This is a genomic window from Nocardia sp. NPDC058519 (assembly GCF_042719755.1).
Taxonomy (GTDB): domain Bacteria; phylum Actinomycetota; class Actinomycetes; order Mycobacteriales; family Mycobacteriaceae; genus Nocardia.
The window spans coordinates 106,690-127,043 of sequence record NZ_JBHXNK010000010.1 but is presented as its reverse complement, the minus strand read 5'-3'; the positions used below and the strand labels follow the sequence as shown (position 1 = coordinate 127,043).

Here is a 20,354-nt window from a genome sequence, read left to right as displayed (position 1 = left end):
CCTGCCGCGTGTTCTGTGGGGGCCCGACCTACAGGCTGTGGGCGTCCAGCCAGGATCTGGCCGCGTCGGCGGGGCGGGTGCCGGTTTCGATCTGGTTGATCGACTCCATCAGGCCCTCGGTGGTCAGTTCGCCTGCTACGTAGTTGAGCTTTTTCAGCTCTCGGCGGTCGAAGATGCCGGTGCGGTAGAGGGCGAGGACGTTCTGGGCGCGGAGGGTGTAGTCGGGGTCGGGAAGGGCGTCGCGGGGGCGCAGATCGGTGCCGTCCGCGGCGTCGGTCACCGAAAGGCCTTGTGGGAGTGCGGCGTTGACCGCGGCGGCGACCGCGTCGGGTTTACGCGCGGGCGAGGTCGGGTTCCAGCGGTCGAGGAGGGCGCCGTTGCGGGCGGGCAGGACCGCGATGCGGCCTGCGTCGAGATCGGCGAGGGGGGTCGTCAATCCGGTGACGACAGTGGATTCGGTGCCCGCGCGTTCCAGTGCTTGGGAATAGATCTCGGCGAGCAGAACCGATTCCGTCGACGAATCCGCGCCGACCGCGACCACCGTCTTCGCGTCGTCGGAGGCACAGGAAATGGTGGTGAAAGCGCAGGCTGCGACCAGGATCGCGGCGGCGGATCGACGCACGGCGACCGAGTGCATCCGGCGACACCAACTTTCTGTATTTGCCGTCAACCCGCGCAATTCGGCCCGACGGCGGGCAGTATGAACTACCAGAATGTACCTGTGGCCCCCGGGTCGCACGCACAGCGCACTGCCCGCCTTTGCCGGAAGGACACCAGTGAAAACAGCCTTCGCCTCCTCCTCACCAGGACAACGTCGACCGGCACGCCGCCTCGCCGTGCGGGCGGGCCGGGTACTGGTTGCCGCGGTGGCGCTGGCCGCCGCCATGATCGTCGCCGCCTGTGGCAACAGCGATCCGCTTGCCGCCAAGGGTGATTGCGCGAGCGACGCGTTGATCGTCGGGTCGGCCAACTTCCCCGAGTCCGAGACCGTGGCCAACATCTACACCGAGGTGCTGCGGATCAACGGCTTCAAGGTCGACACCAAGTTCGATATCGGCTCTCGCGAGGCCTACATTCCCGCGCTGCGCCAATGCGCGATCTCGCTGATCCCGGAATACACCGGCAACCTGCTGCAATACCTCGACAAAGACGCCACGGCCACCGCCGCGCCCGAGGTGAACGCCGCACTCGCCAAGGCACTCGGCGACGATCTCGCCATCGCGACACCCGCCCCCGGCGAGGATTCCGACGCGGTGGTCGTCACCCGCGCGACGGCCGACAAATGGGGCTTGAAGACCATCGCCGATCTCGCGCCGCACTCGGCCGAGGTGAAGTTCGGCGGCATGGCCGAATTCGCGCAGCGCCCCGGCGGTCTGCCCGGGTTGAAGAAGACCTACGGCCTCGATATCAGCGACGCCGATTTCGTGCCGATCGCCGACGGCGGTGGCCCCGCGACGGTGCGCGCGCTGGTCGAGGGCCAGGTGAACGCGGCCGACATCTTCACCACCTCGCCGGCGATCGCCCAGAACGACCTGGTCGTGCTCGCCGATCCCGAACACAATTTCGCGGCGCAGAACGTGGTGCCGCTGTTCAACGCCGCGAAGAAGACCGACAAGGCCGTCGCCGTGCTCGACGCGGTATCGGCCAAACTGACCACCACCGAACTGATCTCGCTGAACACAGCCGTCTCGGGCGAGAGCAAGATCGAACCGAAGGCCGCCGCGCTCGCCTGGATCACCGCGCAGGGTTTGAACTCCCCCATCGGTTAGGCGTACCTCCGCCTCGAGGAGAAACACAGTGTCCGACATCGTATTCCGCGGTATCGACAAGACCTATCCGAACGGCACACACGCGGTGCGCGATCTGAACCTGCACATCGACTCGGGATCGTTCACCGTGTTCGTCGGGCCGTCCGGCTGCGGCAAGACCACCTCGATGCGGATGATCAATCGGATGGTCGACCCCACCGCGGGCACCATCACCATCGACGGACGCGACATCGCCACGGTCGATCCGGTGAAACTGCGCCTGGGCATCGGCTACGTGATCCAGAGCGGCGGGCTGCTGCCCAACCGCAAGGTGGTCGACAATGTGGCGACCGTGCCGATCCTGCTCGGGCAATCACGCAAGGCCGCCCGCGCGGCCGCGCTGGAGGTCATGGACCGGGTCGGGCTGGATCGCGGTCTGGCGCAGCGGTATCCGGCGCAACTCTCGGGTGGTCAGCAGCAGCGGGTCGGGGTGGCGCGGGCGCTGGCCGCGGACCCGCCCGTGCTGCTGATGGACGAGCCGTTCAGCGCGGTCGACCCGGTGGTGCGCGCCGAACTGCAATCGGAGATGCAGCGGCTGCAAGCGGAGCTGAACAAGACGATCGTGTTCGTGACCCACGATATCGACGAGGCGATCACCCTCGGCGACAAGATCGCGGTGTTCGGGCGCGGCGGGGTGTTGCAGCAATACGACACCCCGGAACACGTACTGGCCCAGCCCGCAACGGATTTCGTCGCCGGGTTCGTCGGAAGGGATCGCGGCTATCGAGGGCTGTCGTTCCGTAGTGCCGAAGCTGTTGCGCTGGCACCGATTCGGACGATCGAGCCGGACGACATCGCCGGATTGCGGCTCGCCCAAGGCGAATGGGCGCTGGTCGTCGACACCCTCGGCAAGCCGGGCGGCTGGATCGACGTCACCGGCGTGGAGCGGGTGCGTGCGGGAAAACCCTTGGACTCCAGCGTTTCCGCCGGTGGTTCGCTGTTCACCCCGGACGGCGACCTCCGGCAGGCACTGGACGCGGCCATCTCCTCACCCTCTGGCGTCGGTGTCGCCGTCGACGAGGCGGGTGCCGTGCGCGGCGGACTGCTCGCCACCGACGTGCTGACCCAACTCGCCGCACAGCGGGCAACCGAAGACGCCGAACGCAATCAGGAGTTCTTCGTCCAGGGCGCGTCGTGAGATATCTGATCGACAATTTCGCCGACATCATGGCGATCACCCGCACCCACCTGGTGCTCGCGCTGGTTCCTCTGCTGCTCGGCCTGGTGATCGCGGTCCCGGTCGGTGCGCTGGCGCGCGGAAACCGCTGGGCCCGGCGGATCACCACCACGATGTCGAGCCTGGCCTACACCATTCCGTCGCTCGCGCTGTTCGTGATCATTCCGCCGCTGATCGGCATCTCGATGATCGACCCACTCAATGTGATCATCGCGCTCACCGTGTATTCGACCGCGCTGCTGCTGACCGCGGTGCCGATGGCGCTGGATACGGTGCCGGCCGGCGTGATCGATGCCGCCGACGCGGTCGGATTCGGGCGGTTACGACGTACCGTCACCGTCGACATGCCGCTGGCGCTGCCGGTTTTCACCGCCTCGCTGCGCGTGGTGGTGGTCACCAATATCGCGATGGTGTCGGTCGGCGCGCTGATCGGAGTCGGCGGGCTCGGGAAGCTGTTCACCCAGGGCTATCAGCGTGATTATCCCGACCAGATCATCGCGGGCATCATCGTCACCCTGGTGCTGGCGCTGATCTTCGATCGACTGGTGTTCCTGCTCGGCACCCTCGCGACCCCGTGGACCCGTGCCGACGCGCGGGTGAAGGGGGCGCGGTCGTGAACCTGTTCGTCGAAGCCTGGAACTACCTCAGCGACGGTGCCAACTGGGGTGGTCCCACCGGCATCGAACATCGGCTGCTGCAACATCTCTGGTACAGCTTCCTGGCGGTGGCGTCGTCGGCGGTGATCGCGGTGCCGCTCGGGCTGCTCATCGGGCACACGCGCCGCGGCAGCGCGGTGATGGTCGGCTTCGCCAACGCCATGCGGGCGCTGCCGACGCTGGGGCTGCTCACCTTTCTGGTGCTCGGACTCGGGCTCGGGCTGATCCCGCCGCTGCTGGCCCTGATCACCGTCGGCATCCCGCCGCTGCTGGCGGGCGCGTACGCCGGGATCGCGAATGTACCCGCCGATGTGGTCGACGCGTCGCGGGCGATGGGGATGACCGAGAGCCAGATCCTGTTCCGGGTCGAGGTGCCCAATGCGCTGCCGGTGCTGCTCGGCGGCTTGCGCAGCGCCACTTTGCAGGTTGTCGCCACGGCGACCATCGCGGCCTACGTCAACCTCGGTGGGCTCGGCCGCTACATCTTCGACGGGATCGGGCTCTACCGATACGACCTGGTGCTGGTCGGTGCGCTGCTGGTCGCGGTGCTGGCGCTGGTGCTCGATGGGCTGCTCGCGGTGGCGGTGTGGGCGGGCACGCCGGGCACCGGCCGCCTCACGCGCGCGGAGGCCGACCCCCGAATATCGGTCGTCACCGAGTAACGCCTGCGGGTGGTCGGCAACGCGACAGCGCCCCGTTCCGATGGGAACGAGGCGCTGTTAGCGGAGAATTACTAGGCGACACCCTCGGCGCGCGCGGCTTCCGCGACGGCCTCGGCCACAGCCGGAGCGACGCGCGGGTCGAGCGGGCTCGGGATGATCTTGTCGACGGCGAGCTCGTCGGCGACGACACCGAAGATGGCGTTCGCGGCGGCGACCTTCATGCCCTCGGTGATCCGGCGGGCACCGGCATCGAGCGCACCCTTGAACACGCCGGGGAAGGCGAGCACATTGTTGATCTGGTTCGGGAAGTCGCTGCGGCCCGTCGCCACGATCGCCACGTACTTGGCGGCCACGTCGGGGTGGATCTCCGGATCCGGGTTGGACATGGCGAACACGATCGCCTCCGGCGCCATCGAGGCGATGAGCTCCTCGGGGATGGTGCCCGCGGACAGGCCGAGGAACACATCGGCACCGGCCAGCGCGTCGGCCGGGCCACCGGTCAGGCCACGCGGGTTGGAGCGGGCGGCCAGGTCGGCCTTCACACCGTTGAGGCCGTCGCGACCGGCGCTGACGATGCCCTTGGAGTCGAGCGCGACCACGTCGGGGACACCGGCGGCGATCAGGATGTTCGCACAGGCCACACCGGCCGCACCGGCACCGGAGACGACGACCTTGAGCGCCGACATGTCACGGCCCTGCACCGCGGCCGCGCCCTTGAGGGCGGCCAGCACCACGATGGCGGTGCCGTGCTGGTCGTCGTGCATGACCGGGCAGTCGAGCGCCTCGATGACGCGGCGCTCGATCTCGAAGCAGCGGGGGGCGGAGATGTCTTCCAGGTTCACCGCGCCGAAGCTCGGACGCAGGTGGATCAGCGTCTGGACGATCTCGTCGGGGTCGGTGGTGTCGAGCACCAGCGGGATCGAGTTCAGGCCCGCGAACTTCTTGAACAGCGCGGCCTTGCCCTCCATCACGGGCAGCGAGGCGCGCGGGCCGATGTCGCCGAGGCCGAGCACGGCGGTGCCGTCGCTGACCACGACCACGAGGCGGTCGGTCCAGGTGTAGGTCTTGGTGAGCGCGGCGTCCTCGGCGATCGCACGGCTGACCTGGGCGACACCGGGGGTGTAGGCGATGGACAGATCGCGCTGGGTCTCGAGGGGGGCGCTCAGCTCGACCGACAGCTTGCCGCCGAGGTGGCCCGCGAAGATCTCGTCGTTGGTGATGGCAGCGAGGCTCGCTGCGTCATCGGCCTTGGGCGCCGCGGTGGCATTCGGTGCGTCAGTCACAGGTGACACGATTTCACTCCTGCTCGAGTCGGGCTCAACCGGGGGACGGTTACCGCCGGGTATATCGGAACTACGAATTTCTGGGGCGCCGGATTTCTACGGCGCTGGATCGCTACAACGCTCTTCGGGTGCGCGACCGCACGCGTTTCGCGGTGGCTACCGGTACGCGTGGCGCGGCACTGATCCGCCGAGCGGAACCGGACGGGTGTGTCCGGGCGAGCAGGGTCGACCGACGCTGCGACGGTGCGTCGCACGGCGGAAGGTCGCCGATGTCCCCGATCCCGGCGGTGGCAAGGGAAGGGAATCCGCAACATTCTGCCAGCATGGTGCGTCGATTGCCAAACCGCGTCATGTGTCGAGCGTAGCCGTGTCGAATTGCCGTGGCGTAAGCGAAAACTCGCAGCGCAGCGGGAACATCCGGTGAACTTTCACACCGTGGCGGGGGTGGCCGCGGTGAGCTCGCCGCCGAGTGGGTCCGGCCATTCCTCGCGACGCACCCACACGTCGTCGAGCCCACCACAGCGCAGCCGGACCAGCCAGTCCGGGCGCGCGTCGGGATGGTCGATGCGCCGGTGGATACCGCGGCTCTCGGCACGCACGAGCGCGCTGTAGCCCGCCCACCGGGCGACCGCGAGCAGGGCAGCCGCCTGGCGTGCGCGCAGCTGCCCGACGCCGAGGCCGCCGAGTTCGAACTGGGCGCCGGGCCACATGGCGTCCAGTTCGGCGATGCTGTCGGCGAGGCTGCCCGCGCTGCGCCGGTAGCTGCGGCGCAGCGGCAGCGTGTGTTCCTGCACCAGGCCGACCACCGAACGCGGATCGATGTGGGCATGGGGGCCTAGGCCCGCGCCGGGCACGGGGCGCGCGCTGCTGGCCCGTTCGTTGGCGACCGCGAACGCGGCGGCACCCTGCCCCGCCCAGGTGCCAGAGGCCAGTGCCCACGCACCGTTGAGACCGCCTGCGGCGCCCGCCGCCCCGGTGACCACCTGTCTGCCCGTCACATCGCCCGCACCGAACAGGCCACGGATCGTCGTCGAGCAATCGGTGTCGGCGAGAGCGAGTCCGCCCGCGCCACGGATGGTTCCCTCCAGCACCGCCCGGACGGGAACCCGTCCCGTGGCATCGACCGCGCCGTGTCTGCTCAGCCAGTGCCGGACGGTGTCGGGCACCTCGTTCAGGGCGGCGAAGACCCGCCTGCCGTCGGCGATGGCGGTGAGCGCCGCCGGATACCGGTCGGGCAGTTCGGCGCCCGCTTCGTCGTAGAGGGCCGCGAAATGCACCGACAGACCGGGCGCGACCGCCGGATGCGGATGTACTCGGGAGAGCACCGGTGCCAGTCCGTAGGCGCTGGAGAATTCCATCCCGCACAGTTCGGCACCGGCCTCGGCCGCCATCAGCAGGCCCTCGCCGGTGCTCACCTCGGTGCCCGCACCGCCGGACAGGAAGGCACAGCCACCGGTGGCGACCACGACCGCGCCCGCCCGGATGGCCCACGGCCGAAACTTGTTGTGGCGCTGAACCCCGGCGGCCCCGACCACCGTGCCCGCCGGATCGACGAGCAGTTGCAGCGCCGGATGATGATCGAGGATGCGCACGCCCGCCTCCAGCGCGCCGCGACGAAGTCTGCGCAGATAGCTCGCGCCGTCGAAGTGCACGTGGGCCGGGTCGCCGTTCGGGTCGGGCACGCGGTGGCGGGTGCCCGACCAGGTCTGCAATCGCCGGTGGGTCTCGTCGACGACGCGGTGCAGCCAGGCCCGGTCACCGAGACCGCCGCCGGCCACGAACACCTTCTCGACCGCCTCGGCACGGCCGGGACCGGGCGGAATGTCCCAGAGCACGGTGGTGCCGTACACGGTGGGACCGCTGGAACCGCAGCGGCTCTTGTCGACCAGAACCACCCGCGCACCCGTCGCCGCGGCAGCGACGGCGGCCCAGAGCCCGGCGGGTCCACCGCCGAGGATCAAGACGTCCGTTTCGATGCTGGTCACAAGAGAAATATTCGGGCACAGTTCACCCGCCCGCAACCATTACGCGTCCGTCAACCCCACCATTGTGTCCAAAGCAATACGCCGGCCGTGACCAAGACCGCCGCGGATCCCAGCAATGCCGGCATCCCGCGACGCCGATCGGCGAAGCCCTGGGTCACGACCACCACCACAGCGGCCACGAAATGCCAAGTCAGCGATTCGGCGCCCGGCCCGGGAAAGTCGCGGCGCGCGCCGATCACGGCCGCGCCGATGACCACGCACAACAGCACGAGCACCCCGCCCGCGACGACGCCGCTGACCGTGCGCACCAGCGTCACGGGGCGATCACCGGCGTCCCGCTCGCCTTGTCGATGAGCGCTTCGTACTGCTCGGGATCGGTGGCGCACGCGCCGATCTCGATGGTCTTGTTGCTGCCGTGATAGTCCGACGAGCCGGTTCGGACCAGACCCAATTCCCGCGAGAGTCCGGTCAGCACAAGGCGATCGGCGGCGTTGTGATCCGGGTGGTCGATCTCGAGCCCGCCGAGGCCGAGCTCGGCCAGCGCCCTGATCTCGTCGAGCGCGAGCAGCCTGCCCCGCGTGCGCGCGCGGGCATGGGCGATCACACTGACCCCGCCGGCGGCCGCGATCAACTGCACCGCCCGGGTCAGCGGGGTGTCGGCCTTCTCGGCGTAGTACGGCCCGTGCGGGGCCAGTAGCTCGGTGAACGCGGCGTTCACGCTCTCGACGACTCCGGCCGCGACCAGCGCCTGCGCCAGATGCGGCCTGCCGACGGCGGGACCGGCGCTCGCCATCACCGCGTCGGGATCGATCGGCAGTCCGTCGGCCGCCATCTTGTCGGCCATCGCCCGCACCCTGGCCACCCGCTCGCCGCGCAACCGCTCACGTTCGGTGGCGAACCCACGGTCGGTGGGGTCGAACAGATACGCCAGCAGGTGCACCGGCACCGGGTGTCCGTCCTCCCCCATGCCCGTGCACGACATCTCCATGCCACGCACCAACGTGAGCCCGGGCGGGCGGGCGGCCTCTGCCTCGGCCCAGCCGGCGGTGGTGTCGTGGTCGGTGATCGCGACGACGTCGAGACCGGCCGCCGCGGCATGCCGCACCAGTTCGGCCGGGGTATCGGTGCCGTCGGAGGCGGTGGAATGGGTATGCAGGTCGATGCGCACACCCTCAGTCTTACAGTGCGGTCTCGGCCTGCGCGCGCTCGTCCGCCGAGACGGGTGGTGGCCGTAGGATCGCGCTGGTGCCCTCCCTACCGCCGATGCCGTCGTTTCGTGGCCCGGGCCGGGCCACGCATCCGCGACCGCGGATCCCGGTGCCGACCGCGCGCGCCATCGTCGACTGCGGCGTCTACGTCGACGGCGTACGCACGCCGGGACATTTCACCCCGCAGCAGGCATTGGGCGAGGCGAGCAAGACCGAATCCGGCTTCGTCTGGGTGGGCCTGCACGATCCCGACGAGTCGCAGATGAACGAGATCGCCCGGATCTTCGACCTGCACCCGCTCGCGGTGGAAGACGCCGTGCAGGGCCGCCAGCGCCCCAAGCTGGAGCGCTACGACAACACCCTGTTCCTGGTCATGCGCACCGTCAGCTACGTCGAGCACGATATCCACGCCATCAGCGAGATCGTCGAGACCGGCGACATCATGGTCTTCACCGGCCCGCATTTCGCGATCACCGTGCGCCACGGCGAACACACCGGCCTCGCGGGGGTGCGCCGGGAACTCGAGGGCAATCCCGATCAGCTGAGGCTGGGTCCGTGCGCGGTGCTGCACGCGGTGGCCGACCACGTGGTCGACTCCTACGTCGAGGTGTCGGAATCGGTGGAAGAGGACATCGACGAGATGGAAGAGGCCGTGTTCACGCCCACGTCGAAGATCGGCATCGGGGCGATCTATCAGCTCAAACGTGAAGTCGTCGAACTGCGGCGGGCCGTCGGGCCACTCGGCTTGCCGCTGCAGCAACTGGTCCACAACCAGGAGCTGCCGCTACCCAAGGAGATTCGTCGCTACCTGCGCGACGTCGCCGATCACCACACCAGCGTCTCCGAGCACATCACCTACTTCGACGAATCGCTCAACGCGCTGGTCAACGCGGCCCTGGCCAAGATCAGCGTCCAGCAGAACACCGACATGCGCAAGATCTCGGCCTACGCCGCGATGGCGGCGGTGCCGACGATGATCGCGGGCGTCTACGGCATGAACTTCGACCACATGTGGGAGCTGCACCAGGTGTGGGCCTATCCCGCCGTGCTGATGCTCATGGGAGGGCTGTGCGCGCTGTTGTTCCGCAGTTTCCGCCGAAACAAGTGGCTCTAGAGGTTCACCGCGCCACGTTCGGGGTCACGCACGTCGATGCCGGCCTCGGCCCACGCGTCGCGTAGCGCCTGCGCACCGCGGACCCGCACCCAGGCGGCCTCGGTCGCGGTGACCGGGGTGACAGTGAGGTAGCGCACCGGGTCGGCGGGATCGGGCAGCGGGATCGCGGGGATGTCGCTCTCGCCTAGTACCACCGCGGTGAACTTCGCGTTGCGCCACAGCGGTTCGCCGAGATCGAGTAGCGCGTCGGCTTGCAGCACAACACCTTCCACCGACGGCGAGGCGACCAGGACACCGAGGGACTTGGCCACCCCGACCTGCGGGTCGGCGCTCATCAACAGCGTCAGGATCAGTTCGGCGCGCGGTCCGCGCACCGGATCGGCCAGCAGATCGGTCGGATCACCCATCGGATGACGTGAACCGCCCAGCGTCGCGTAGTGGACCGCGCCGTCGCCCGGAATACGCAGGATCTCCACGGGTTCGAGCCCGAGGAAGGTCACCGAGGCCGAGTCGACCTGTGCGCGCTCGACTTCGAAGTGATCCAGCACCGCGGTGCGGACCGTGTTCTCTACATCCATTGCGCTACAGGGCCAATCGGGCCAGCATGTCGCGGGCTTGTTCGGCGGACTTCGGATCGCACAGCACGTCGTAGCGCCCCGCCACCAACTGCATGGTCGAGGCGAAATCGCGCTGACCCTTGGTCGCCGCGTACGGGATCGAGGTGGTGATGACGCCGAAGACGATGCCGCCGAGCAGACCGACGACAAGGGGTCCGAGCGCGCCACCGGTGGTGGTGAACAGGCTCAGCAGTAGACCGAGGAACAGGCCAAGCCACGCACCCGACACCACGCCGCCGCCGATGACCTTGCCCCACGTCAGCCGGTAGAGCACCCGCTCGACCTGCATCAGATCGACACCGACGATGGTCACGTCCTGCACCGGGAACTGCCCGTCGGCCAGGTAGTCGACCGCACGCTGCGCCTCGGCGTAGGTGGGATAGGAGCCGACCGGCCAGCCCGACGGCGGCGTCGGCAACGCCTGCCGCCCGCGATTCGAGTTGCCCAAGGGATTCGTCATAGTCCTATTCTGCTATTCCTGGACCGGCTGCGCCGCGATGAAACGCGTCATCCCGGCCGCTCGACCCTTATCCGCTACCACCTGAGCCATTTTGGCGCTTGCTTCGTCGATCATCTCATCTCCCAACATGACAGCTCCGCGCGCGCCACCTGCCTCGGAGGTGTGGAAGGCGTAGGTCTCCAGGATCAATTCGGCGCGGTCGTAGTCGGCTTGGCGTGGGCTGAAGATCTCGTTGGCCGCGTCCACCTGGCCGGGATGGAGCACCCACTTGCCGTCGAAACCCAGTGCGGCCGTACGGCCCGCGGCCCGGCGGAAACCGTCGATATCGCGAATCTGCAGGTAGGGGCCGTCGATCGCCTGCAAACCGTGTGCTCGGGCGGCGAGCAGGATCGTCATCAGGATGTGGTGGTAGGCGTCGCCGACGTCGTAACCCTCCGGCTGCTCGCCGACCACCAGCGTGCGCATATTGATGCTGGCCATGAAATCGGCGGGCCCGAACACCAGCGTCTGCACGCGCGGGCTCGCGGTGGCGATCGCATCGATATTGCGCAGGCCGAGCGCGTTCTCGATCTGCGGTTCGATGCCGATCCGCCCGACCTCGAGGCCGCCGGCCTTCTCCAGCTGGGTCAGCAGCAGATCGAGGGCCTGCACCTGACCCGCATCGGTGACCTTGGGCAGCAGGATCGCGTCGAGCCAGCTGCCCGCGCCCTCGACCACGCTGATCACATCGGCGAAGGTCCATTCGGTGGACCAGTCGTTGACCCGGACCACCCGCAACTGCGCACCCCAGCCGGGTTCGTTCAGCGCGGCGACGATGTTCGCCCGCGCGGCGGCCTTGGCGCCGGGGGCGACCGCGTCCTCCAGATCGAGGAACACCTCGTCCACCGGCAGAGTCTTCGCCTTGGCGATCATCTTCGGATTGCTTCCCGGTACAGCGAGCACCGAACGACGTGGCTTCATGAGGAGCGCCTCCTGACTGATGCGGCCGTACCCGACCGATAACCTGATGGTCATGGCAACCACCAGGGTGTATGTCGCCCGGCTCGCCGGCCTGACGGTGCTGGGTCCGGACGGGGAGTCTATCGGCCGGGTCCGCGACGTGGTCGTCGCCGTCCGGCACGGGCGCCAGCCGCCGCGCGTGCACGGGCTCGTCGTCGAATTGCTCACCCGGCGACGAATTTTCGTGCCGATGCTGCGAGTCACCGCGATCGAACCCGGCATGGTCACGCTCAATACCGGGACTGTGAGCCTGCGCCGGTTCGCCCAGCGCGTGGGTGAACTCCTCGCCCTGGCGCAGATCGTGGATTCGCAGGTGCGGGTGAACGACCCCGATCTGCCGGATCTGGCCGACGTCGATGTGCTCGTCGCCGATCTGGGGATGGAGCAGACCAGGACACGGGATTGGATCGTCAGCCGGGTCGCGGTGCGCGGGCATCGGCGGATCGGGCGCAGGCGCGCGGTGCACGTCGTGGAGTGGTCGCAGGTCGACGGGCTCACCCCGGCCGAGGTGGACCGGCCGGGCCAGGACGTGACGACCCTGCTCACCCAGTTCGAGGGGCTGCGCGCGGCCGATGTCGCGCATCGGTTGCGTGAGCTGCCGGAGAAACGTCGCATCGAGGTGGCGATCGCCCTCGACGACGAACGCCTCGCCGACGTGGTCCAGGAACTGCCCGACGACGACCAAGTGGACCTGCTCGGCCATCTCGAGGTGCGCCGCGCCGCCGACGTGCTCGAGGCGATGGACCCCGACGACGCCGCCGACCTGCTCGGCGAGCTGCCGGAGAGCGAAGCCGAATCGCTGCTGGCCCTGATGGATCCCGAGGAATCCGAGCCGGTGCGCCGATTGCTCGCGCACTCCCCCGACACCGCGGGCGGTCTGATGACGCCGAAACCGATCGTCCTCGGGCCCGCGACAACGGTGGCCGAGGCGCTGGCTCGGGTCCGCGACCCCGACCTCACGCCCGCGCTGGCCTCGATGGCCTTCGTCGTGCGACCGCCGACGGCCACCCCGACCGGCCGCTACCTGGGCTGCGTGCACATTCAGCAGTTGCTGCGGGAACCGCCCGCGCATCTGGTGGGCGGGATCGTCGACAGTGATCTGGCGCCGCTGTCACCCGATCTGCCGCTCTCGGCGGTGACCCGCTATTTCGCCACCTACAACCTGGTGTGCGGGCCGGTGGTCGACGCGGAGAATCACCTGCTCGGCGCGGTGACCGTCGACGATGTCCTCGACCATCTGCTGCCAGAGGACTGGCGGGAAGAGGAACCACCGGCGCTCGGCCGGGTGGATGAGAGTCTGGTGCACGGGAGTTCGGCGTGAGTGAGAAGAATCCGGCCAGGCAGCGACTGGAGACCCCGGTCGGGTCGCGGTTCAGTTTCGACTGGGACTCCGACGCGTTCGCCCGCAGCAGCGAGCGGGTCGCGCGGTTCCTCGGCACCGGACGCTATCTGGCGATCCAGACGCTGATCGTCATCGTGTGGATCGTGCTCAATGTGTTCGTGGTGTGGCTGCGCTGGGATCCGTACCCGTTCATCCTGCTCAACCTGGCCTTTTCCACCCAGGCCGCCTATGCGGCGCCGCTGATCCTGCTGGCGCAGAACCGCCAGGACAACAGGGACAAGGTCTCCCTCGAAGAGGACCGGACCAGGGCCGCGCAGACCAAGGCCGATACCGAGTTCCTCGCCCGCGAGCTCGCCTCGCTGCGCCTCGCGGTCGGCGAGGTCGCCACCCGCGACTACCTGCGCCGGGAACTGGAGGAGATCAAAGACATGCTCGACCGCATCGACGCGGTCACCACGCCCGACGGCGCGCCGAAGACGGACAAAAAGCGGAAAGCGGTCCGCAAGAAAACCTCCGGTCAAACGCCCTCTTCCGCCCCGATTTCGCCTGGTGCTCCAGACGTATGACCGGAAATGCTCAACAACTTCCTGACCGGTAGGTAACCTGGATCACGTTGTTCCGGGCGGGCCGGAGGGGGACTCTGCGGCTCGCTGCTTTTCGACGAAAAGGGTGTGGCCGTGCGAATCTCAGCTCCGATAACGATGTCGGCCCTTGTAGTCGCAGGTCTCGTCGCCTCGGGATCGGGGGTGAACACCAGCGACTCGAGCACCGCGCCGACCGCACCGGAGGCCCTGCTGGCCGCCACCGCGAGCACGGCCGAGGACACGCCCGAAGTCGATCCGTCCGAGGTCGTCGGCCTGCTACCGATCGCGCAGGAGGCACCCCGCAGGTTGCGTGCCCTCTCGCCGAACGCCAACAGCGCCGCGCCCTTCGCGGGGACCGTTCCGCTACAGAGCATTTCGCTACCCATCGGCAGCGGCGCACTCGGCATCCCGGAGATCGTGCTCGCCGCCTACCGCAATGCCGAACTGGCCCTGGAATCGGCGCAGCCGGGCTGCGGGCTCACCTGGAACCTGCTCGCGGGTATCGGCCGGATCGAATCCGGGCACGCCAGCAGCGGCCGCACCGACCCCGCGGGCACGACCACGACGCCGATCTTCGGGCCCGCCCTCGACGGCACGTTGCCCGGCAACGAGATCATCAAGGAAGCCGACGGCGGATTCGTGCGGGCGATGGGTCCCATGCAGTTCCTGCCGAGCACCTGGGTGCACTACGCCGCCGACGGCAACGGCGACGGCGCCTCGGACCCGCACAATGTCTTCGACGCCGCCCTGGCCGCGGGCAAGTACCTCTGCTCGGGTGGCATGAACCTGCGCGAGGCCGCCCAGGAACTGCGAGCGGTACTGCGCTACAACAACTCCATGTCCTACGCGGCCAATGTGCTGAGCTGGTCGGCGGCGTATCGCACCGGCGGCGCACCGAGCCAGGTGGCCATCTCGCCGGAGATCATCCCGCCGGGCAGTGGTCCGCTGGTGGCGCCCAATGTGCTGGCCGCGTCGACCAACACCCCCTCCACCACGCCCACGCCGACCACCCCGACCACGCCGAAGGTCACCACGCCGACCCAGGTGATGATCACGCTGCCCGGTCTGCCGCCGATCCCGTGTGGCATCTTCTGCCCGGCGCCGGTCGCGCCGCCCGAAACCTGTGTGAGCGAGCCGGTGCCCGCGCAGATGCCGAACCCGCTCGAACCCGCACCGCGGCCCGTCGACAAGCCGGCCCAGCAGACCTACGGCGCCGCGGCGCCCAAGGATCCGGCCGTGCCCGAGCAGCCGGTGGTCGAACCCGCCGCGTGCGCCCCGGCCGCCGCCGAGCCCACCGAGAAGCCCGCACCCGTCACGCCGGAGAAGACACCGGAACCAGGTGTCGCGCCCGCCGAGGAACCCGCACCCGCCGAGCCCGCACCGGTGGCGCCGACCCAGCAACCCGGCATCACGCTGCCGTTCGGCATCGTCATCCCGCTGCCGCCCGCCCCCGCACCGGCTCCGTAGAAATCAAACCGAAACTCAGATCACAGAGGGGTAACAAAAAGGTCTCGGGTGCGGTAATCTCTTCTCATCCAACACGGTTGAGGAGGGCACCACACAGTGGGTCGTCATCGGAAACAGCCTGCTACGACGGTTCGGCGTAGCTCGCTCATCGCATTGACCGGTTTGGTCCCCGCCGGATTGGTAGCCGTTACCGCGGCCGCCACCGAGGCGACCACAGCAACCAACGCAGCTGTCGAGCACGACCTGCTGCCCGGCGCCGAGCCGGAGGCGACGGCCGAGCTGGTCGCGGCGCCGCAGGCCGATTTCGCCGAGGTCGTACACGCGGAAGCGCGCCAGTCGGCCTCGGCCACGCCGGTCGTGAAAACCGTTGCGCTGTCGGGTGATCGCTCGTCCGCCGATATGCCCGCGGGTCCGCTCGGCATTCCCGGCATCGCCGTGGCCGCCTATCAGACCGCCGAACAGCAACTGGCCGTGGAGAATCCGCACTGCGGAATGTCCTGGTCGCTGCTGGCGGGCATCGGCCGCGTCGAATCCACCCACGCCTACGGCAAAGCCGACGCGCAGGGCAATCCGATCAAGGCGGTCTACGGACCAGTCCTCGACGGCAGCCTCTCTGGCAACAATGTCATCCACGACAGCGACGACGGCGAGCTCGACGGCCTCGGCGGCTACGACCGCGCCATCGGCCCGATGCAGTTCCTGCCCGAAACCTGGCACCGCTACGCCGCCGACGGCAACGCCGACGGCATCGCCGACCCCCAGAACCTCTTCGACGCGGCCCTCACCGCGGGCCGCTACCTGTGCGACGGCGGCCTGAACATGCGCGATCTCTCCCAGCAGTCGAAGGCGATCCTGCGCTACAACAACTCGATGGCCTACGTCGCCAACGTGATGGCCTGGTCGGGTTCGTACTCCAGCGGCCTCGCCCCCAAGCCGCAAGACCTCCCCCGGATCCACTAGCGTCGCCGCTGACAGGGGGACGAATGTATTTCCACGGACGCCAGCAGCGGGGGTGGCTGCAATGACGGTCTCGCGGGGGCGGGGGTGACCCGCGAGCAAGTGGTGTTCGACACCGAGGTCAATCCGGACTGGCTACCGATTTACGCGGCGACGCCGATGGAGCTGGTCCTGACCGAGTCGATGCCCGAGCTGTGCAGCGAGCACGGCCTGCCTGCTGTGGACCGCCGTGACTTCGTGGTGAATTCCAGCGGGCCGAATTCGGAGATGCCGACAGTGCGGGTCCTACTGAGCTCGATGCCGCCCAGCCGATGGAGTAGTGCCGAGGCGCGCGTCAGGTTCCAGTGTCCGGCCTGCGAATACTGCCTGGCCGAGGTCCGGCGGTTCCGGTGGATCGCGGCGCTGTCGCTGCTCGCGGTAGGGCTGACGATCGTCGCCCTTCTCACGGCCACACAACTCGAGCTCACGCAGTTCTATATACCGCTGGGATTGGCAGTGATCCCTGGGTGCATGCCGATCGCGTTGTTGTCGGCGGTGCTGGCCTGGAGCCGATCCGGGTATTTCGCCGATGTGTGGATGAACGACACAGCCGACCAGCTGATCGTTTCCGCACACCCGGATTTCGTGGCGGCGGTCGAGCAGAACCGGGCGGGTACCCGCTGAAGTCTCGGGACCGTCTTCGAATCCCCGAATGGCTCGTTATCGCTGGGGGGATAACATCGGGCGTATGGCAGTGATTACGGAAGCGGATGTGCGGGCGGCGCTCGCGAAGGTCGACGACCCGGAGATCCGCAAACCGATCACCGAGTTGGGGATGGTCAAGTCCATCGCCATCGCCGACAGCGGTGATGTGCACATCGAGATCTACCTGACCACCTCCGGGTGCCCGCTGCGGACCGAGATCATTCAGCGGGTCACCAAGGCCGTCGCGGACGTCAACGGAGCGGGCGCGGTGACCGTCGACCTCGATGTGATGAGCGATGAGCAGCGCACCGAGCTGCGCAAGTCGCTGCGTGGCGATTCGGCCGAGCCGGTCATCCCGTTCGCCCAGCCCGGCTCGCTGACCCGTGTCTACGCGGTGGCTTCCGGCAAGGGTGGCGTCGGCAAGTCCAGCGTCACCGCCAACCTCGCCGTGGCGCTGGCCCAGCGCGGGCTGTCGGTCGGTGTGCTCGACGCCGATATCTACGGCCACTCCATCCCGCGCATGCTCGGCTCCGACGCCAAGCCCACGCAGGTCGAGCGGATGATCATGCCGCCCGTCGCGCACGACGTGAAGATGATCTCGATCGCGCAGTTCACCCAGGGCAATACCCCGGTGGTGTGGCGCGGTCCGATGCTGCACCGCGCGCTGCAGCAGTTCCTCGCCGACGTGTTCTGGGGCGACCTGGACGTGCTGCTGCTCGACCTGCCGCCCGGCACCGGCGACGTCGCGATCTCCCTCGCCCAGCTCATCCCGAGCGCCGAGATCCTGGTCGTGACCACCCCGCAGATCGCCGCCGCCGAGGTGGCCGAGCGTGCGGGTGCGATCGCCCTGCAGACCCGCCAGCGCATCGCCGGGGTCGTGGAGAACATGTCCTGGCTCGACCTGCCGGATGGTTCACGCATGGAGCTCTACGGCTCCGGCGGCGGCCAGGTCGTCGCCGACCGCCTCACCCGCGCCGTCGGCTCGAATGTGCCGCTGCTCGGCCAGGTCCCGATCGAGCAGGCCCTGCGCGAAGGCGGCGACGACGGCAACCCGATCGTGCTCTCCGACCCGGAGAACCCCGCCGCCGTCGCCCTGCTCGGTATCGCCGACAAACTCGCCGTCCGCAAGCGCGGATTGGCAGGCATGTCGCTGGGAATCGACACCACTCGGCATCTGTAGAACATGGGTAACTCACCGGGTACGGGCAAACCTGATCACCTCGAGAACCGTCGGCCGCCAACGGTGCGCAAGTCCGTGCACGAATCCGGCCTGAATTCCCGGAGAGGCGGGGGAGCTTCATGCTGACACTGCTTCTATACGTGCTCATCGTCGGGTTGGTCGCGGCGATGCTGTTTCTCGTCGCCAGTGCGGTATTCGGGCGGTCCGAGGAGCTCGGGCCGTTGCCCGAGGGGACCACCGCTACCGTGCTGCCCGCCGACGGCGTCACGGGGGCCGATGTGCGGGCATTGCGGTTCCAGCAGGTGGTGCGCGGGTACAAGGCCGGTGAGGTCGACTGGGCGCTGAGCAGGCTGGCCGAGCGGATCGATGAACTCGAGTTCGAGCTGGCGCAGGCTCGGCAGTGGCAGGCGCAGGTGGCGGCGGGCCAGGATCGCGGGTGAGCGAGCTCGCCGACGACGGCCTCGTGCGCTGCGACTGGTCGACCGGCTCACAGCTGTATCGCGATTACCACGACACCGAGTGGGGCAGGCCCCTGCACGGCGACGACGCCATGTTCGAACGGCTCTGCCTCGAAGCCTTCCAGTCCGGGCTGGCCTGGATCACCGTTCTTCGTAAGCGACCGGCGTTCCGCACCGCGTTCGCCGGTTTCGAGATCGCGAAGGTCGCCGAATTCGGTGATCACGACCGCGCGCGGCTGCTGGCCGACGTCGGCATCGTGCGCAACCGCGCCAAGATCGACGCGGTGATCAACAACGCCCGAGTTGCTCGCGACCTGCCGGTGAGCCTCGACGAGCTGGTGTGGTCGTTCGCACCCGCGCCACGCCCACGGCCCACCTCGATCGCGAATGTGCCCGCCACCACACCCGAATCCGTTGCTCTGGCAAAGGAATTGAAGCGTCGCGGGTTCGCTTTCGTCGGCCCGACGACGGCGTATGCCCTCATGCAGGCAACCGGCATGGTGGACGATCACCTGGATGTTTGCTGGGTGACCGCGGTACCGAACGGAACCGACTCAGCAGTCACATTTCGCACTCAGGTGTCCGCCCGCGACGGCAATAGGGAAGAATAGGACCGGTGTGGCCCGCCGAACACCCGGCGAGCCCGCTGGTTGGCGACAACCGGCAGACGAGAAAACAGTGCGCAGAACCACCGCGCAGATCTGGAGGGAGCAGAGGATGGCGGCCATGAAGCCCCGTACCGGGGACGGTCCCCTCGAAGCAACCAAGGAAGGTCGTGGAATCGTCATGCGGGTTCCACTCGAGGGTGGCGGGCGTCTGGTCGTCGAACTCACACCGGACGAGGCTGCGGCGCTCGGTGACGAACTGAAGAGCGTCACCAGCTGAATGCGCTGACCGAGGTCGCCGTACTTCTGGCCTGCCCGGAGTGCGGCGATGCACTGCAACCGCACGATCGTGCGCTGCGATGCGGTACCGGCCACAGCTTCGACATCGCCCGCCAGGGTTATGTCGGGCTGCTGACCGGCGCATCGACGAAGATGACCGGCGATACCGCCGACATGCTCGACGCCCGCGCCGCTTTTCAGGGTGCGGGCCATTTCGCCCCGATCGCCGCGGCGATCGCCCGTGCCCTCGACACCGATCCGACGGTGCTCGAAATCGGCGCGGGTACGGGCTACTACCTCGCCGATGTACTCGACGCGAATCCCGGTGCCCTCGGCATCGCCTTGGATGTCGCGAAGCACGCCGCCCGCCGAGCCGCCCGCGCGCACCCCCGCATGGCCTCCGTATTGGCCGACGCCTGGCGCGGCCTGCCGGTGCGCGACGACGCCATCACCGGCGTGCTCTCGGTCTTCGCCCCGCGCAACCCCGCCGAAGTCGCCCGCGTCCTCGCGCCGGGCGGACGCTTCGTCGTCGTCGCGCCCACTGCTCGTCATCTCGGCGAACTGATCGGCCCTCTCGGCATGGTCAGCGTCGACCCCGACAAGGACCGCCGCCTGGCCGACTCACTGGCAGGCACCTTCACCCGCGCCGAGCACACCGCCGTCGAGTTCCCGATGAAGCTGTCCCGCCCTGACGTCACCAATGTCGTGGCGATGGGCCCGTCGGCCTTCCACGGCACCCCCGCCGACGATCCACGCATCGCGGCCCTACCCGAGATCACCGAGGTGACGGCCTCGGTCACCGTGTCGACCTATCTCCCGATTTCCTGAG

23 protein-coding genes are annotated in these 20,354 nt (G+C 68.5%); 15 read left to right on the top strand and 8 right to left on the bottom strand.

All coding sequences use genetic code 11. The annotated features are described in order from the left end of the window. Nucleotides 1-28: 28 nt before the first annotated feature. Complete coding sequence (locus ACFWPK_RS14460) at nucleotides 29-637, bottom strand: hypothetical protein (protein WP_378915510.1); 609 nt, start codon at nucleotides 635-637, stop codon at nucleotides 29-31. Nucleotides 638-836: 199 nt separating this feature from the next. Here ACFWPK_RS14460 and ACFWPK_RS14455 point away from each other — a divergent pair, with 199 nt between their 5' ends. From ACFWPK_RS14455 to ACFWPK_RS14440, 4 genes are read left to right on the top strand one after another with little or no spacing between them, the layout of a single operon-like run. Next, entirely contained in the window at nucleotides 837-1,769 is a 933-nt protein-coding gene (locus tag ACFWPK_RS14455; RefSeq protein WP_378915663.1) for an ABC transporter substrate-binding protein, read from the top strand. A gap of 28 nt (nucleotides 1,770-1,797) precedes the next feature. Next, on the top strand, nucleotides 1,798-2,946 hold the full coding sequence (locus tag ACFWPK_RS14450; protein WP_378915508.1) for an ABC transporter ATP-binding protein: 1,149 nt from the start codon (nucleotides 1,798-1,800) through the stop codon (nucleotides 2,944-2,946). Next, nucleotides 2,943-3,602: an ABC transporter permease gene (locus tag ACFWPK_RS14445; RefSeq protein ID WP_378915507.1), complete on the top strand. Its 660-nt coding sequence runs from the start codon at nucleotides 2,943-2,945 to the stop codon at nucleotides 3,600-3,602. The genes ACFWPK_RS14450 and ACFWPK_RS14445 overlap by 4 nt, the downstream gene beginning before the upstream one ends. Beyond that, nucleotides 3,599-4,303 carry an ABC transporter permease gene (locus ACFWPK_RS14440; RefSeq protein ID WP_378915505.1) on the top strand — a complete coding sequence of 235 codons (705 nt, stop codon included), beginning with the start codon at nucleotides 3,599-3,601 and terminating at the stop codon, nucleotides 4,301-4,303. Before ACFWPK_RS14445 ends, ACFWPK_RS14440 begins: the two co-directional genes overlap by 4 nt. Nucleotides 4,304-4,374: 71 nt before the next feature. On the opposite strand, the gene ACFWPK_RS14435 is transcribed toward ACFWPK_RS14440, so the two are convergent. The 4 genes from ACFWPK_RS14435 to ACFWPK_RS14420 all read right to left on the bottom strand — a co-directional run bounded on the left by ACFWPK_RS14435 (nucleotide 4,375) and on the right by ACFWPK_RS14420 (nucleotide 8,739). Then, complete coding sequence (locus tag ACFWPK_RS14435) at nucleotides 4,375-5,595, bottom strand: NADP-dependent malic enzyme (RefSeq protein ID WP_378915503.1); 1,221 nt, start codon at nucleotides 5,593-5,595, stop codon at nucleotides 4,375-4,377. A gap of 419 nt (nucleotides 5,596-6,014) precedes the next feature. Next, complete coding sequence (locus tag ACFWPK_RS14430) at nucleotides 6,015-7,571, bottom strand: FAD-binding protein (protein WP_378915501.1); 1,557 nt, start codon at nucleotides 7,569-7,571, stop codon at nucleotides 6,015-6,017. A gap of 50 nt (nucleotides 7,572-7,621) precedes the next feature. Continuing rightward, nucleotides 7,622-7,888: a hypothetical protein gene (locus ACFWPK_RS14425; protein WP_378915499.1), complete on the bottom strand. Its 267-nt coding sequence runs from the start codon at nucleotides 7,886-7,888 to the stop codon at nucleotides 7,622-7,624. After that, complete coding sequence (locus ACFWPK_RS14420) at nucleotides 7,885-8,739, bottom strand: PHP domain-containing protein (protein WP_378915497.1); 855 nt, start codon at nucleotides 8,737-8,739, stop codon at nucleotides 7,885-7,887. Before ACFWPK_RS14420 ends, ACFWPK_RS14425 begins: the two co-directional genes overlap by 4 nt. Before the next feature lie 68 nt (nucleotides 8,740-8,807). Here ACFWPK_RS14420 and ACFWPK_RS14415 point away from each other — a divergent pair, with 68 nt between their 5' ends. Beyond that, nucleotides 8,808-9,893 carry a magnesium and cobalt transport protein CorA gene (locus ACFWPK_RS14415; protein WP_378915661.1) on the top strand — a complete coding sequence of 362 codons (1,086 nt, stop codon included), beginning with the start codon at nucleotides 8,808-8,810 and terminating at the stop codon, nucleotides 9,891-9,893. On the opposite strand, the gene ACFWPK_RS14410 is transcribed toward ACFWPK_RS14415, so the two are convergent. Genes ACFWPK_RS14410 through ACFWPK_RS14400 form a run of 3 tightly spaced genes read right to left on the bottom strand, consistent with a single transcriptional unit; the run spans nucleotide 9,890 to nucleotide 11,930 of the window. Further along, on the bottom strand, nucleotides 9,890-10,471 hold the full coding sequence (locus tag ACFWPK_RS14410) for a suppressor of fused domain protein (RefSeq protein WP_378915495.1): 582 nt from the start codon (nucleotides 10,469-10,471) through the stop codon (nucleotides 9,890-9,892). The two genes, ACFWPK_RS14415 and ACFWPK_RS14410, sit on opposite strands and share 4 nt — an antisense overlap. 4 nt (nucleotides 10,472-10,475) lie before the next feature. Next, complete coding sequence (locus tag ACFWPK_RS14405; protein ID WP_056813349.1) at nucleotides 10,476-10,970, bottom strand: general stress protein; 495 nt, start codon at nucleotides 10,968-10,970, stop codon at nucleotides 10,476-10,478. A gap of 12 nt (nucleotides 10,971-10,982) precedes the next feature. Beyond that, nucleotides 10,983-11,930 carry an HpcH/HpaI aldolase/citrate lyase family protein gene (locus tag ACFWPK_RS14400; RefSeq protein ID WP_378915659.1) on the bottom strand — a complete coding sequence of 316 codons (948 nt, stop codon included), beginning with the start codon at nucleotides 11,928-11,930 and terminating at the stop codon, nucleotides 10,983-10,985. Between the two features lie 52 nt (nucleotides 11,931-11,982). Here ACFWPK_RS14400 and ACFWPK_RS14395 point away from each other — a divergent pair, with 52 nt between their 5' ends. From ACFWPK_RS14395 to ACFWPK_RS14350, 10 genes are all read left to right on the top strand, one after another. Next, nucleotides 11,983-13,290, top strand: a complete 1,308-nt coding sequence (locus ACFWPK_RS14395) for a magnesium transporter MgtE N-terminal domain-containing protein (RefSeq protein WP_378915493.1) — start codon at nucleotides 11,983-11,985, stop codon at nucleotides 13,288-13,290. Next, the gene (locus ACFWPK_RS14390; protein WP_378915492.1) at nucleotides 13,287-13,877 is read left to right on the top strand and encodes a DUF1003 domain-containing protein; all 591 of its coding nucleotides are present in this window, start codon (nucleotides 13,287-13,289) and stop codon (nucleotides 13,875-13,877) included. The genes ACFWPK_RS14395 and ACFWPK_RS14390 overlap by 4 nt, the downstream gene beginning before the upstream one ends. Before the next feature lie 180 nt (nucleotides 13,878-14,057). After that, nucleotides 14,058-15,362, top strand: a complete 1,305-nt coding sequence (locus ACFWPK_RS14385) for a lytic murein transglycosylase (RefSeq protein WP_378915490.1) — start codon at nucleotides 14,058-14,060, stop codon at nucleotides 15,360-15,362. Between the two features lie 96 nt (nucleotides 15,363-15,458). Beyond that, nucleotides 15,459-16,322, top strand: coding sequence for a lytic transglycosylase domain-containing protein (locus tag ACFWPK_RS14380; protein ID WP_378915489.1), 864 nt, complete (start codon nucleotides 15,459-15,461; stop codon nucleotides 16,320-16,322). Nucleotides 16,323-16,406: 84 nt separating this feature from the next. After that, entirely contained in the window at nucleotides 16,407-16,982 is a 576-nt protein-coding gene (locus ACFWPK_RS14375) for a hypothetical protein (RefSeq protein WP_378915488.1), read from the top strand. 64 nt (nucleotides 16,983-17,046) lie between these two features. After that, nucleotides 17,047-18,183 carry an Mrp/NBP35 family ATP-binding protein gene (locus ACFWPK_RS14370; RefSeq protein WP_378915487.1) on the top strand — a complete coding sequence of 379 codons (1,137 nt, stop codon included), beginning with the start codon at nucleotides 17,047-17,049 and terminating at the stop codon, nucleotides 18,181-18,183. A gap of 119 nt (nucleotides 18,184-18,302) precedes the next feature. Next, nucleotides 18,303-18,623 carry a DivIVA domain-containing protein gene (locus ACFWPK_RS14365; protein ID WP_378915485.1) on the top strand — a complete coding sequence of 107 codons (321 nt, stop codon included), beginning with the start codon at nucleotides 18,303-18,305 and terminating at the stop codon, nucleotides 18,621-18,623. Then, the gene (locus tag ACFWPK_RS14360; RefSeq protein WP_378915484.1) at nucleotides 18,620-19,252 is read left to right on the top strand and encodes a DNA-3-methyladenine glycosylase I; all 633 of its coding nucleotides are present in this window, start codon (nucleotides 18,620-18,622) and stop codon (nucleotides 19,250-19,252) included. The genes ACFWPK_RS14365 and ACFWPK_RS14360 overlap by 4 nt, the downstream gene beginning before the upstream one ends. A gap of 106 nt (nucleotides 19,253-19,358) precedes the next feature. After that, complete coding sequence (locus ACFWPK_RS14355) at nucleotides 19,359-19,526, top strand: DUF3117 domain-containing protein (RefSeq protein WP_011211259.1); 168 nt, start codon at nucleotides 19,359-19,361, stop codon at nucleotides 19,524-19,526. Further along, entirely contained in the window at nucleotides 19,523-20,353 is an 831-nt protein-coding gene (locus ACFWPK_RS14350) for a putative RNA methyltransferase (protein WP_378915657.1), read from the top strand. The genes ACFWPK_RS14355 and ACFWPK_RS14350 overlap by 4 nt, the downstream gene beginning before the upstream one ends. Nucleotide 20,354 lies beyond the last annotated feature (1 nt).